The sequence below is a fragment of the Pseudaminobacter soli (ex Li et al. 2025) genome (assembly GCF_003012705.1).
Classification (GTDB): domain Bacteria; phylum Pseudomonadota; class Alphaproteobacteria; order Rhizobiales; family Rhizobiaceae; genus Pseudaminobacter; species Pseudaminobacter soli.
In genome coordinates this window covers 18,135-30,716 of the sequence record NZ_PXYL01000035.1, presented here as the reverse complement: position 1 = coordinate 30,716, position 12,582 = coordinate 18,135, and the positions used below count along the sequence as shown (strand labels likewise).

At 62.7% G+C, this 12,582-nt stretch carries 11 protein-coding genes; 3 read left to right on the top strand and 8 right to left on the bottom strand.

Features of this window, described 5'->3' with window-relative positions:
• Both repC and C7I85_RS29170 read left to right on the top strand, forming a co-directional pair.
• The coding region (gene repC, locus C7I85_RS29175; protein WP_245445158.1) for a plasmid replication protein RepC at positions 1-889 on the top strand (889 nt) is incomplete at its 5' end.
• Between the two features lie 279 nt (positions 890-1,168).
• A complete protein-coding gene (locus C7I85_RS29170; RefSeq protein WP_106727498.1) occupies positions 1,169-2,377 on the top strand; it encodes an RHE_PE00001 family protein in 1,209 nt (402 codons plus the stop codon).
• A gap of 84 nt (positions 2,378-2,461) precedes the next feature.
• On the opposite strand, the gene C7I85_RS29165 is transcribed toward C7I85_RS29170, so the two are convergent.
• The 8 genes from C7I85_RS29165 to C7I85_RS29130 form a co-directional block, all read right to left on the bottom strand.
• Complete coding sequence (locus C7I85_RS29165; RefSeq protein ID WP_106727497.1) at positions 2,462-3,403, bottom strand: carbohydrate kinase family protein; 942 nt, start codon at positions 3,401-3,403, stop codon at positions 2,462-2,464.
• Positions 3,396-3,911, bottom strand: a complete 516-nt coding sequence (locus tag C7I85_RS29160) for an ureidoglycolate lyase (RefSeq protein WP_106727496.1) — start codon at positions 3,909-3,911, stop codon at positions 3,396-3,398. Before C7I85_RS29160 ends, C7I85_RS29165 begins: the two co-directional genes overlap by 8 nt.
• Before the next feature lie 3 nt (positions 3,912-3,914).
• Positions 3,915-4,685, bottom strand: a complete 771-nt coding sequence (locus C7I85_RS29155) for a BtpA/SgcQ family protein (RefSeq protein ID WP_210203107.1) — start codon at positions 4,683-4,685, stop codon at positions 3,915-3,917.
• Positions 4,686-4,736: 51 nt separating this feature from the next.
• A complete protein-coding gene (locus C7I85_RS29150; protein WP_106727495.1) occupies positions 4,737-5,483 on the bottom strand; it encodes a GntR family transcriptional regulator in 747 nt (248 codons plus the stop codon).
• 24 nt (positions 5,484-5,507) lie between these two features.
• Positions 5,508-6,407, bottom strand: coding sequence for an ABC transporter substrate-binding protein (locus C7I85_RS29145; protein WP_181257454.1), 900 nt, complete (start codon positions 6,405-6,407; stop codon positions 5,508-5,510).
• Between the two features lie 40 nt (positions 6,408-6,447).
• Entirely contained in the window at positions 6,448-7,215 is a 768-nt protein-coding gene (locus tag C7I85_RS29140; protein ID WP_106727493.1) for an amino acid ABC transporter ATP-binding protein, read from the bottom strand.
• Entirely contained in the window at positions 7,212-8,150 is a 939-nt protein-coding gene (locus C7I85_RS29135) for an amino acid ABC transporter permease (protein WP_106727492.1), read from the bottom strand. Before C7I85_RS29135 ends, C7I85_RS29140 begins: the two co-directional genes overlap by 4 nt.
• A gap of 593 nt (positions 8,151-8,743) precedes the next feature.
• Positions 8,744-10,765 (bottom strand): CocE/NonD family hydrolase, encoded by a 2,022-nt coding sequence (locus tag C7I85_RS29130; protein WP_245445157.1) that lies wholly within the window; start codon positions 10,763-10,765, stop codon positions 8,744-8,746.
• A gap of 247 nt (positions 10,766-11,012) precedes the next feature.
• Here C7I85_RS29130 and C7I85_RS29125 point away from each other — a divergent pair, with 247 nt between their 5' ends.
• Positions 11,013-12,560 carry an ABC transporter substrate-binding protein gene (locus tag C7I85_RS29125; protein WP_106727491.1) on the top strand — a complete coding sequence of 516 codons (1,548 nt, stop codon included), beginning with the start codon at positions 11,013-11,015 and terminating at the stop codon, positions 12,558-12,560.
• The last annotated feature ends 22 nt before the right edge of the window (positions 12,561-12,582 follow it).

The window sequence follows — 12,582 nt, the reverse complement described above, 5'->3', positions numbered from 1 at the left end:
AGCGCTCAGAGCGGACGAGATCGAAGGCCATGCCACGGCCGCACGTGCCCTAGCGCGTGCTCTGCAGGGACTGAGGACGGAAATCACCATTCATCTGCGCGACATCGCAAAGACGATCGGGGCCGGCTTCAGCGAGGGCAGGGCGGGGCGCTGGGAGGAGTTATCGGTTCGCCTGGATGGGTTGTCGGGAAGGGTTGCTCGCAATGCCACCAAAGACGAGCTCTCGAAGCGTCATCAGGAGCTTTCTCGGCTGCGGGCAGAAGTGGAAATCGCCTATCTAAATGCCCCGACAAACAACGAAATGAGCGCCAATGAGTCCGAATCTGAGCACCACATACAGAATTCAGATTCAGACCTCTATTTTGAAAATAGCGCAGGAAAAGAGCTGAACGAAAATCTACAGCATCCAGCTGGAGTGGACGGCGGGCCAAGCGATCAGTCCGAAAGGGTTGCCGGTATCAGACTGCGGCTGAAGGCGACAAATAAGGCGCAGCAAGGGGTTGCTGCGGTCCTGCCTGGCGAAATCGCGAGAAGGTCGGCACCAGCGCCGCTCGAAACGGTAATGGCGGCATGCCCGCAATTTGCGCTCTACGCCCGCAGGGGTATCGGCGACTGGCGCGACTTCGTACAGACGGCGGGGCTGGTGCGAACCATGCTTGGCGTGTCGCCGGATGCCTGGAACCAGGCACGGCAGGCGATGGGCGAGCTCGCCGCGGCGGTTACCATGGCGACTATTCTGGAGCGGTCAGCTGAAATCAGGTCGCCGGGCGGCTATCTGCGTGCGCTGACCGAGCGCGCCGAGAGAGGGCGTTATTCGGTCGGCCGGGTGCTGAACACATTGTCATCGGTCTCCGGGGCCAAGGCCGCGCAACAAGGGGCGAGTGGTTGATGCGGATTTGCCTGTTAAGTCCACCAGTCGTGCGGCCCGGACATGTGCCTTATTGGCCTCGTAGTAGTAGCTCGAGGCCTGCTCGACCAATTTATGCTGCGACTGCCGCACGGCTTTGGTTAGAAGAAACCCGCGGCGACCGCCTCCGGCGCGAGGCACGACAGTGGCGCTCCGGTTGCGGCCTGCGTCAATTGCGAGAACAGTGCAATTTCACGTCGCCTCTGTCGGAAGCAAAGGATGAGATAGCTTCCGTTCAGAGAATCATTTACCGTAAAAGCAATGGTTTATGACTGGTCAGGTCCGTCTGTTTCTGAGTTCATCGGGCTGCTCGTGCGGGCCGAGGACCTCGTGGCGCGCATCGACGAACGGCTACGGAAAAGTCCGGCCGCCGCTGGCTTTGTCGAACGCGCGCATTTCCATGACGCGGTGGCGGCGCTGTGGATTGAGGGCGAATTGGTCCATGTCGAGGATTTGGTACTCCACGACGCTATGATGGATGTGCGCACGCCGACCCATGAGCTGACGCGAGCGCATGCGGTGCTACGCACTCGCCGTCGAATTTTTTCACAGGCATCGGATTGGGCCCTGTCACGCGCGGGGCTATCGGCCCTGGTCGGGCGCGAAAGCGCAGGGCCGCAAGGCAGCGAGGCCCGGCTGGTTGAGCGACCAGGCGACGCGGAGCCGTTGGCTGAAAGCGATCCAACTGACGATGACGAGCCGGTCGACGAGCTAGCCCTGCAACTTGCAGAGATCGATGCGGTTTTGGCCCGTTCTCAGCGCCTGTTGGATGGGACGACGGCTACAAATCAGTCGGAGATCGATGCGGCCATAGAGCCCGCTCCAGATTCGTCGAATACAGGTACGGTCGCAAATATCGGCCAGCCCGCGCCGATCGCCGCTCGGTCCGAACGAAACGAGCTCATCATGGATGCCGACTGGGACGAGGAGCAGCGCCTTGCAGAATGGCTGGAGTTGGCAGGGCTACCTCATGGCGAGGCGACGCCACTCCTGACTGCCGCTCTCGCCTGGGACGCATGGGAGCAGATCGCACCGCTGCAGCGTCAGGCCTGGCTGGGCAACCTGCTTGCGGCGTCGGCGCTGCGCCGCGCCGGCAAGACGGCGTCTCATCTCTTTGCGCTCAATACGGGGTTGCGCACGGTGGCGCGCGACAGGCGGCGCGCCCGCGACCGGCACACGCGGCTTGCTGCTTTCCTTGAAGGGGCGGCGGCGGCTGCCGAGGCCGGACTGAAGGAGCTTGACCGACTGGCGATGGCGCGGGTCCAGATGGAGCGGCGCCTCAGGAACCGGCGCAGCAATTCGAGCCTGCCCGCCCTGATCGAACTCGTGCTGTCCCGCCCGATGGTCTCGACCGGACTCGTGGCGAAGGAGCTCGGCGTCACCCAGCGCGCGGCACTCGGCCTTATTGGCGAACTCGACCTGCGCGAACTGACGGGCAGGGGACGATTCCGCGCCTGGGGAATCGTATAAGGACTACTGAGGGTAGGGAAGGCGTTGCGAGCCCCAAAAATGGGAATCGCAACACCGACGCCAATTAGCAGCTTAGAGAATGCGTCACGCGCGTCGCGCTGCAGAATGATCCGAACGAAACTTCTCGATCGTTTCGACCGTCGCGACACCGCCTTGCGGACCTTCGATGGTCACGGCCTGCGAAGCTGCAGCGACCGCGAATTCCAGTGCCGATGCAAGATCGGGGCTGTGGTCGATCGCAAAGACAAGGGCGCCACCAAATGTGTCGCCGGCGCCGGTCACGTCGACCACTGGCACGTCGTAGCCCGCCACCCGGATGACGCCAGTGCCCTCATAGGCCTCGGCGCCGGCAGCAGCGAGGGTGCGGATGACGATGCGGACCTCATGCTCACGCATCCAGTCGTTGATCGCGGCGAGCTCGGTCGTGCCGAAGGCGAGGCCAAAGCCGATCTCGTTCATGATGACGATGTCGGCACCGCGCAGATATTCGACATCGGTCGGCACAAACCCGTCGACATCCAGGTCGAACACCAGCTTGCGGCCATGCGCGCGCAGGTCGGCCAACAGCGCGGCGCCGGCAAGGCCGTCGCCGCGCAGGCGCTTGGAGCGGGAAATGGTGGTGTAGAGATAGCCGGGCTTGCGCAGCGCTTCCAATGTGGAGGCGGGAAGCGGCATGGGCGCGTTGCCGGTTTCGCCGATCAGCACAACATGCTCGCCGCCGACGAGGAAGATCATGTTGTGCGAATTGGCGGTATCGGCATTGTAGAGCATATGCGTGGTGGCAACGCCGAGCCGGTTGAGCTCGTCGCACAGCCGGCGCGACAGATCGCTGTGGTTGAGCAGCGAAATGAACTCGGTTCGGCCACCCAACCCCGCATGTACGCTTGCGGCATTGGCGATCATGCCGCCGACATAGCTCTTGTTCTCGCGGATATCGGCCTTGTCGGCGAGACCCGGCCAGCGCTCGGCCGTATAGTAGTCGTCGAGCGCGACATCGCCGATGAAGAACGCCGTCACGTCACCCATTTGCCGGCTCCGGCGCGGTCACGAGCACGGGACCGCCTTTGACCTCGACCCAGGGTGAGGCACCGAGGCCGCAGGTCGCCATCCAGTAATAATGGGCCGCGCGTTCCACGCCGTGACAGGCGTCGTGCCAGGTGCCCTTGTTGAGCACGACGACGGTGCCCGGCTCGATGACGAAGGCGCGAATGTTTTCGGCGCTCGGATAGTCTTCCTCGGTGGGCGCTGCCACCGCCAGGACGATCGGATCGGCGGCGCAGAACAGCGCCTCCTCCGTCAGCAGGTGGCGTTCCATTTTGGCCGAGCTGAAAGGGCAGGCGCTGCCCAGCGTGAAACCGAGGCTACCGTTGGAGCTGATGAGCGGATTGACCGTATAAGAGTCCGACCAGCCCGGGCCCTCGGAATGGATGGTGCGCGTGGCCGGATCGGTCGAGCCTTGCGACGACTTCATGTCGTAGACGCGGCCGTAGGGCGAGAAATCGCTTTCGAGCACATTGACGGCTTCGATCTGCATGGCTCAGGCTCCCACGCGCTTCGCGCTCTGCGCGCTTTCGGCGCGCAGGCTCTCGACCACTTGCAGAAGCTCGGCGACGTGCGCGCCGTTAACGATGCCTGTGTCGGCATAAGTGTCCTTGAAGTAGCTGCCGACGATCGCGCCATCGGCTTCCAGAAGCTGCTCGCGGGCATTGGCGGCGGTCAGGCCGGCGCCGATGAGAAGCGGAAAATCCTTGCCGGTGGTGTTGCGGAAGCGGCGCACCTTGTCGAGGTCGGTCACCTGGCCGGTGGCGTCGCTGGTCACGACGATCGCGTCGCAGCGCGACTTGCCGATCGTCAGGTCCTCCGGTTCCGAGCGGCCGGATTTCACCGGCTGGTACTTGAAGCGCACGCCGCCGAGCAGTGCCGACGACACGCCGTTGCGCAGTTCAGCAAGCTCGTGGGCGAAATCCTTGTCTTCCTCGGGCGGCAGATGGCCGGCGACTGAGTCCATCTGAATGAAATCGACCCTGAATTGCTTTGCCAGCTCGAAGGCCAGATGATGATCGCGCAGCACGTTCAGGCCAATCAGAACGCCCGGATTGCGGGTCTCCAGCCATTCGAGCACGTTGCGGACATCGTCCTTGTCGCCGAAATAGTTTTCCACGATCACGCCGTCGACGCCGTTTTCGATCAGCGTCTCGGTCTCCTTGCGTGCGATTTCCAGCCGTTCCGCGGCGGACGAGCCCGTCAGATGCAGCATGCCCAGGATCGGCTTGGGAGTGACGAAGATCTCGCTGAAACGGTTATTCAAGTGACTGTCCTATCTGCTGGGTTGGCCGGTGGGAGGGCCGGCGAAAAAAGGCTAGGTCAAAGCCGGACGCGGCTGCATGCCGTTCCATGATGTTCCGACCTTCATTTCGAGTGTCGGCGAATAAATTACCGAAGTGCGCTCCACGAGCTGGCCGGCGCTGTCGTAGACATCGCCGCTGGCACAGATGAAGCCGGGCACTTCGGGGGAGGGGCCGAATACCTGCCGGGTAAGGTCAGAATGCGGGGCGATTGTGAGAGCGAGCTCCGAGCGCGTCGGTACCACGCCATAGTGCTCGCGCATGACCTGATAGAGCGAAAGCTGCTCGAAATCGAATTTTTCCAACCCCGGAAAACGGCGTAGATCGACCCACGACGTATCGAGGTTGAGGAAGGTCTGGGTCTCTTCGGTGGCCACGCCACGCGCGCGCACCAACTTCAGGATCTTTCCTTGCGGGCCCTCTTCGATGGTCCGCGACAGAAGCGATGTAACCGGACGCTGGCCGCGTGCGCGGGAAAAATCGGTGAAGCCACCGAAGTTCCAGATGCTGTGGTTGATTGGGGTGTAGGTGACTAGCGTGCCCTTGCCGCGGATCTGCTGGACAAGGCCTTCCTTGACCAGCAGCGCAACCGCGTTGCGGACCGTGCTGCGCGTGATGCCATGCACGTCCCGCAGCACTGTCTCCGACGGAATCGCTTCACCCTCGGCATAGTCGCCGTCGAGGATGCGCAGCCTAAGCATCCTGTAGAGCTGCGCATAAAGCGGCGTCGGCTCGTGTGGGTTGAGAGCAAATTCAGTCATCGAACGAAGTTCCCCCTTTTGGGATTACTTCCCTGCGTTGACAGTGAAGGAATCCACGGCTGCTTCCTTCAGGCCATAGCGACCGAGGATTTCCTCATATGCGCCATCGGCCTTCATGGCTTCAAGCGTCGCCAGGACTGCGCCGCGCAGCTGGGTCGCTTCCTTGGCGAAGGCGATGCCGTAGTTGCCCTGATCGTACAGCTCGCCAACGGTGTAGAACTTGTCGGGCTGCTGCTTCTGCAGGTCGAGCACGCCCTCGAAGCCCATCATCACCGCCTGGGCGCGATCCTGCTTGAGCTGCATGAGCTGCTCGCCCAGCGTGCCGATCTGCAGGAGATTCATCTGTGCGGAGGCGTCGCAGGTTTCCTTGCTCAGGTTCTCCATGAAGCCCACCCAGCTCGTGCCGGTGGCGACCGAGACGGTCTTGCCGCACAGGTCTTTGACGGTCTTGACGCTGTCCTGGTACGACACGGGGACGAAGATCTGGTTGCCGGTCTTGAAATAGTCGATGAAGTCGAGCTTTCCCTGACGCTCGGTGATATCCGAGAAGGCGGTCCAGACCATGTCCGCGCGGCCGGTGGTCACCGAGGTGATCAGCTGCGAGAAATCGACGTTTTGAAAATCGATCTTGAGGCCGAGGCGGTTCGCCACTTCCTTAGCGAGATCGATGTCGGCGCCCTTAAGATCGGTCGAACCGGCATCCGAATATTCCATCGGCGGATAGGCGAGGCTGATAGCGACTTTCATCGTGCCGGCATCGCGCACATTGGCCGGCAGCATTTCGCGCAGCTGCTCGTTGGACTTGCCGGACTCGGCCGCCGAAGCTGCCGAGAAGCTGCCGGCGACACCGAGCGCAATTGCTGTCGCCGCCGCCAGGCGGGCAAATGACAAGCCCGCGCGGCGGGACGTTTCGTTGGATTTCATGACATGCTCCTCTTTCATGTTCATTGAGCGTGGATCAGAACTAGGCCAGAACGCGTGCCAGGAAGCTGCGCACGCGGGCATCGGTCGGGTTCGCCAGCACTTCGGCCGGCGGCCCCATTTCGCGGATTTCGCCGTCGACCATGACGGCGACCCTGTCGGCCACCTCGCGGGCAAAGCCGATCTCATGGGTGACGACGATCATGGTGGTGCCGGAGGCGGCGAGTTCGCGCATCACGTCCAGCACCTCGCCGACCAGTTCGGGGTCGAGCGCGGAGGTCGGTTCGTCAAACAGCATCACCTTGGGATTCATGGCGAGCGCGCGGGCAATCGCCACGCGCTGCTTCTGGCCACCGGAAAGCTGCGCCGGATAGGCATCGCGTCGCTCGGCAAGTCCCACCGAGGCCAAGAGCTTTTCGGCGCGCGCGATCGCTGAGGCACGCGGCTCCTTGCGCACGGTCACCGGCCCTTCGATGACGTTTTCCAGCGCGGTCATGTGCGGGAACAGGTTGAAGTGCTGGAACACCATCCCGATCTCGCGCTGCTGGCGGCGAACCTTCCGGGCAGGAAGCTCTTTCAGCGTGCCGTCACGCAGTACGTATCCGATGATCTGGCCGTCGATCCAGACAACGCCGTCATCGACCGATTCAAGGTGATTGAGGCAGCGCAGCAGGGTGCTCTTGCCGCTGCCGGAAGGCCCCAGGATGCAGAGCACTTCGCCGTTGCGGACTTCCAGATCCACGCCGCGCAGTACCTCGCGGCCGGCGAACTTCTTATGGACGTTGATCGCCTTGACGATTGTTCCGGTCATTGCGCCTTCTCCAGTGCGGGCGTGCCGGCGGAACCAAGGCCGAAGGGCAGCTTGAAGGACGAGCGCGAGCGGGCCTGTGAAGTGCCTTTGCCGTAGCGCTTTTCGATGAAGTACTGGCCGATGCTGAGCACCGTGGTGGCAGCCAGATACCAGATGGCACAGACGAACAGCAGTTCGATCACCGCGCCGTTGACGAAGTAGACCTGCTGCGCGGCATTGAGCATTTCCGTGCAGGAGATGGCGGCGGCAAGCGACGAGGTTTTGAGCATGCCGATGGCCGAATTGCCCAGCACGGGCACGATCAGCCGCATGGCCTGCGGCAGGATGATGCGCCGCAGCGTCTGGAAACGCGACATGCCGAGCGTGTTGGCAGCCTCGGTCTGGCCATGATCGACGGAATTGATGCCGCCGCGCACGACCTCCGTCATATAAGCGCCTTCATTGATGCCGAGTCCCAGAAGCGCGGCAATGAAGGGCGTGACGATGTCGACGGTGCGGCCTTCGAAAACGCCGGGAATGATGATGCGCGGGAAGACCAGCGCGATGTTGAACCAGACCAGAAGCTGGAGCAGCACCGGCGTGCCGCGGAAGATCCAGACATAAAGCCATGCCACAAAGCGGGTCACCGGATTGGCCGACAGGCGCATAATCGCGAAGGTGGTGCCGAGGCTGAGGCCGAGCAGCATGGCAAGTGCGGAGATCAGCAAGGTGATGCCGAAGCCGCGGAGGATGACGTCGGCGGTCAGAAATTGGCCAACGAGCTTCCATTGGATCTGCCCATGGGCGAAGGCCTGCACGAGCAAGGCGAGCAGCGCGAGAACCACAGCGCCGGCGAGCCAGCGGCCGGGGTGGCGCAGCCGGACGATTTTGTAGCTTCGTTGCCGAAGAGCCTCCACTTCGACCCGCTGCGAACCTGCAGCCGCTTCCAAAGCCATTGACGATCCCCCAAAGTTGTAGGGTTAGGTGTACAACTTTGATAGAGGTGCAAAGCGGCTGAGTCAATCGGGTGGAAGACGCTTTTGGTGGCCACGTCTCGGCTCTATGGAATGGCGGGCTATCCAGCGCGACCGACACGCCGACCGAGTAGGGTTCAAGCGGAGGCTGCATGGCAGCGCGCGCGGCCCTCTGGAGGCCGCCGCCACCTGGCCGCCTAGGCACTAGGGGAGATGCCATTTCTCTAGAGTGAGTGTCCGACCAAAGTTCGACTGTCTCCGAAGAAAAAAGCCCGCTCCGGCAAGCCGAAGCGGGCACTTCCTTTGGCGAAGAGATAGCGAATGAGGACGCTACGGGTATGTATTTTAGACAAGTCGAAAGTGGCCGTCAGGTCGGGAAAAATGGCCGGCTGGTGGGAGAAAAGAGCAGAGGCAGGGGCCTCTGCCCTACGCTGGCCGGTGGGCTATCGCCCCGGGAAATGGGTGAATTGCCGTTAGGAAAAAGATGTACTGGCCATGGCGGAAATACCTCACACGCCATACTGAAGCACCTTGGCGTGCAGCAGAGAATGCCCAAAAAGCCGGCAAATATCACGTCACACCAGAAGCCGAGGGATGCTCCGTTGCCAGTTGCGGCTTGCGACCCGCACGTCTCCTTCGAAAGCGTCCATGGCGGCCGTGATTTCGAATGTCTGCGGCGTGCAGCTGACGCGGGTATAGGTCTCGGTGCGCACGCGCCATTCGCCGCGCGATAGCTGCCAGACGGCCTTGGCGTCCGCGCTGGTGGCGGACGGGTCTCCCTCACGGATGCGGTAGTGTTCTTCCGCCTGCGCTTCGAAAGCGAGGTCGATCGCCGGCAGGTGATAGGAGCTGCGTTCGCGATGCACGGTGACGACCGTCTCGCCGGTCATCGGGTCCTCAGTGATGGTGCGGTTGCGGCCGGCGAGCTTGGCGATGACATGCGGCTCGACCTCGGCCTGTTCGGGCTCCGCGAAAGGCGCGAGAGCTTCGTCGAGAGGGGAGGGCATGCGAACCGGAAGCGACAATGTGCTTTCGCCGGTCGACACCGTCAGCGTGGCGAGTTCCGGCGACGGCCAGGCGATCGGCCAGTGCGAGGTGGCAAGCGCCAGCCGAATGCGATGGCCGTTGGGGAAGGCCTGGGCGATGTCGTTCAGCACGATTTTGACGCGGTAGGTCTTGCCCGGCTCCAGCGGTTCCGGGTGCTCGTGGCTGTGACGGTGTGTCAGGTTGAGCAAGCCGTAGGAGACATGCGTCGAGGAGCCGTCCGGCGCCACGTCCTCAAGGCGCGCGGCGACCATGGCCACCGGTTTGTCGGAGGAAATGTCGAGCGTTACGACCGGCGCGCCGAATATCTCGATCCGCTCGACCAGGGGTTGGGTATCGAAGCAGACCGAGCGCCCGTCGTCCGGCCTCTGGTCCGCCGGGAGTTCGCCGGCCAGCCCATAAGGGCACCATTCGCCGAAGGTAACGCCCGTCGAAAGGCTGGAGGCGACGATCACCTTGGCGTCTGGCTGCCAATCCCCCGAAAGCCCGCTGCAGGAAAGATGCAGCATCGACGGCTCGCGGTCCCTTGGCGGCCAGGCGCTTTCGGCCACCCAGCGGCCGGGCCGCTCGGGATAGGTAGTCGCAGGCCGCACACTCTCCTGCATCCAGGCGCGCAGCATCGGCTCGTCCATGATGCCGGTGTCGATGCCCTTAAGCCAATGATCCCACCAGCGCAGCGCTTCCTGCAGGAAGCCAATGCGGGGGCCGGGATACGCGGCGTGAGGGTAGGCATGCGCCCAGGGGCCGATCAACCCTTTCTTCGGTCCGGGCAGGCCAGCCAGCATGCGCGGGATGGCGTTCGAATAGCCGTCGGCCCAGCCGCCCACCGCATAGACGGCTGCCGTGATGGACGAATAGTCCTCACAGACCGAGCCCTGCTTCCAGTAATTGTCACGATGCTGATGCGAGATCCAGCTTGCGGCCATCAGCGGATTGTTCTCCAGCCGCTCAATCCACATGTCGCGCCAGCGTTCGCCCACCACCTCCGGGTCCGGCGGCTGGGCGCCGAAGGCGAACATGGTGGATGCCCAGGCGATGGAATTGTTGAGCAGGCAGCCGCCCATGAAATGGCAGTCGTCGGCGTAGCGGTCGTCCGTCGAGCAGGCGGTGATGATGGCCTTCAGCGCGGGTGGGCGATGGCTTGCCACCTGCAGCGAATTGAAGCCGCCCCAGGAGATGCCCATCATACCTACCGAGCCACTGCACCACGGCTGGGTGGCTAGCCACGCGATGACCTCGATGGCATCGGCCTGTTCCTGCGGCAGATATTCGTCTTCCAGCACCCCATCCGAATCGCCGGAGCCGCGCATGTCGACGCGCACGCCGGCATAGCCGTGGCCGGCGAAATAGGCGTGCATCTGGCGGTCACGCAAAACGGTTCCGTCGCGCCGACGGTAGGGCAGGAATTCGAGGATAGCCGGCACCGGGTTTTCTACCGCGTCTTCCGGCAGCCAGATGGTGGCCGCCAGGCGCGTGCCGTCGGAGAGCGTGATCCACTCGGTAGGGATGGTTTTCACGCGGCGCGGAAATTCAGTGATCGTTCTAATGTCCATGGCCGTCTCCCGAAAGAACCGGGTGGAACATGCCCGATATGAATCGAAATACAAGCATGCCGGGCGCTGTCAGTGGCACTTAGGAAAGACCTTTCCCAATGAGGCCGCCTGCAAGAATTTCATGCCTCAACTAGACATGGCTCACCTTTCGCTATTTCTTGTTAAGGCGACGGCTCTTTTCTAGCTTGGCCTCCACAAAGCAATGACCAGTCCGGCGCGCCGGCAAAGCATTATGGAGAGGTGTCTGATGAGTTACGAGCTTACACGCCGGGGGTTCCTGGCAGGCGCTGCCGCCGCGGGCGTCACCGTCCTTGGACAGCCCTGGGCGAATGTCGCCTACGCGGCCGACGGCAAGATCGTCGTACGGACTGACGAGGACCTGCAGAACCTCGACCCGGCCAACCGCGCCGGTCCCATCGACGTCAATGTCATCCTGGCCGTCGGCCAGGGACTGGTGAAGTTCAAGCCCGGCACGACCGAGTGGGAGAACGACGCCGCCGCCGAAATCAAACAGGTCTCCGACACGCTGATCGAGTTCAGGCTGAAGGAAGGCCTGAAGTTTACGGGCGGCTATGGCGACCTCACCGCCGAGGACGTGAAGTTCTCCTTCGAGCGCTTCAAGCCTGCAGCAGATGGCACCAAGGTCACCTATGCCGATGACTGGGCTGCGCTGGATTCTGTGGAGGTCACCGGTCCGCTCACCGGCAAGATCCATCTCAAGGCGCCGTCGCCGGCGGTCTGGCTCATTGCGTTGGCCGACGGCTCGGGTGTCATCATCTCCAAGAAGGCCTTCGAAGCGCTGGGCGACAAGTTCAAGACCACGGCGATCGGCTCTGGCCCCTATATCCTGAAAGAGTGGGTGCCCCGCGACCACTTCACCCTCGTCGCCAACCCCGACTATATCGGCGAAAAGCCTGCCTTCAGCGAGATCGTCGGCAAGCCGATCACCGATGACAAGACGGCACAGCTTGCGCTGCAGGCCGGCGAGATCGATTTCTCGCGCATCGACCCGGCGGTCGCCAAGGACGTCGAGGCCACCAAGGGCCTCAAGGTCGAGAAGCTTTCGGCGATCGACTATGTCTGGATCGGACCCAACATCGAGAAGAAGCCCTTCGACGACGTGCGCGTGCGCCAGGCGATCCGCAAGGCCATCGACGTGCCGGCCATCATCGCCGCCGCCTATAACGGTGCGGTCGATCAGGCTTTCGCGCTCGAGGCTCCGGGCCTGCTAGGCCACTGGAAAGATGCGCCCCGCTATGAGCGCGATGTCGACGGCGCCAAGGCGTTGCTCGAAGAAGCAGGCCTGGGCGGCGGCTTTACCACCAAGCTGACGGTGCTGAACAAGGCGGTGGCTCAGGCGACGGCTGCGGTGGTGCAGGCCAACCTCGCCGAGATCGGCATCGAAGTGGAGATCGAAGCGCTCGACCCAGGCGCCTACTGGGCCTATGGCGAAAACGACGCCAGCAAGAATCTCGAGCTCGTGCTGGTCGAGTATCGCGGCAAGTTCGATCCCGGCTTCCAGACCCAATGGTTCACTTCCGACCAGATCGGCACCTGGAACTGGCAGCGCTGGAGCAACAAGGATTTTGACGCCCTTCACAAGCAGGGGCTGGTCGAGCCCGATCCGAAGAAGCGCGAGCAGATCTATGTTGATGCGCAGAAGCTGATGGACGAGTCGGCTGCCTTCTGGTGGATCACGCATAACGCCTACACCTTCGCTTTCAAGGACTGGCTGGTTCCAGGCATCCTGCCCAACGGCAACCAGTGGCAGTACGCGTCGTTCAAGAAGGCTTGATCGGCAGGCAACACGAGGCAAA

What these genes read in the sequence shown, in the direction of transcription:
- C7I85_RS29170 (WP_106727498.1), top strand. Translation starts at nt 1,169, where the DNA reads ATGGTTTATGACTGGTCAGGTCCGTCTGTTTCTGAGTTCATCGGGCTG.
- C7I85_RS29165 (WP_106727497.1), bottom strand. Translation starts at nt 3,403, where the DNA reads ATGGGTGACGTGACGGCGTTCTTCATCGGCGATGTCGCGCTCGACGAC.
- C7I85_RS29160 (WP_106727496.1), bottom strand. Translation starts at nt 3,911, where the DNA reads ATGCAGATCGAAGCCGTCAATGTGCTCGAAAGCGATTTCTCGCCCTAC.
- C7I85_RS29150 (WP_106727495.1), bottom strand. Translation starts at nt 5,483, where the DNA reads ATGACTGAATTTGCTCTCAACCCACACGAGCCGACGCCGCTTTATGCG.
- C7I85_RS29145 (WP_181257454.1), bottom strand. Translation starts at nt 6,407, where the DNA reads ATGAAATCCAACGAAACGTCCCGCCGCGCGGGCTTGTCATTTGCCCGC.
- C7I85_RS29140 (WP_106727493.1), bottom strand. Translation starts at nt 7,215, where the DNA reads ATGACCGGAACAATCGTCAAGGCGATCAACGTCCATAAGAAGTTCGCC.
- C7I85_RS29135 (WP_106727492.1), bottom strand. Translation starts at nt 8,150, where the DNA reads ATGGCTTTGGAAGCGGCTGCAGGTTCGCAGCGGGTCGAAGTGGAGGCT.
- C7I85_RS29130 (WP_245445157.1), bottom strand. Translation starts at nt 10,765, where the DNA reads ATGGACATTAGAACGATCACTGAATTTCCGCGCCGCGTGAAAACCATC.
- C7I85_RS29125 (WP_106727491.1), top strand. Translation starts at nt 11,013, where the DNA reads ATGAGTTACGAGCTTACACGCCGGGGGTTCCTGGCAGGCGCTGCCGCC.